Below are 523 nucleotides of genomic sequence, written 5' to 3' on the forward strand. Positions count from 1 at the left end.
TAGCCTAACAGTACAACGTCGTAACATCACTACAGTACCCGAATACAACCCACTCGAACACCGACCAAGCACACATCCACAACGTGCCAAAGTGGTTGGGCCGAGTGGCGAAGAAATCCATGTCGATGAATGGGGACGTATCAAAGTCCGTTTTCTGTTCACCAGAACAGAAGATCATGGACATGATGGTGGTGCAGGAACAAACGACAACGATACCGACTCAGCATGGGTTGATGTACTTACCCCATGGGCAGGTGAAGGCTATGGTGCAAGATTCCTCCCGAGAATTGGTGAAATCGTGGTGATCGACTTCTTTGATGGCAACATCGACCGACCATTTGTGGTTGGACGAATCCACGAAGCTCAACGTAGTCCAACCCAATTCGACAAAAAAGGACAACTGCCTGATACCAAAAAACTCGCAGGCATCCGTTCCAAAGAATACCAAGGCGAAGGCTTTGGACAACTGCGCTTTGATGACACCACAGGACAAATATCAACACAACTGCAAAACAGCCACGGT

General features: G+C 48.6%; 1 protein-coding gene. It reads left to right on the top strand.

From position 1 onward, the window contains the following. On the top strand, nt 1–523 hold a 523-nt coding region (gene vgrG, locus EXE09_RS18660), incomplete at both ends, for a type VI secretion system Vgr family protein (protein ID WP_130118255.1).

It is taken from the genome of Acinetobacter sp. WCHAc060025, from assembly GCF_004209355.1.
Classification (GTDB): domain Bacteria; phylum Pseudomonadota; class Gammaproteobacteria; order Pseudomonadales; family Moraxellaceae; genus Acinetobacter; species Acinetobacter wuhouensis.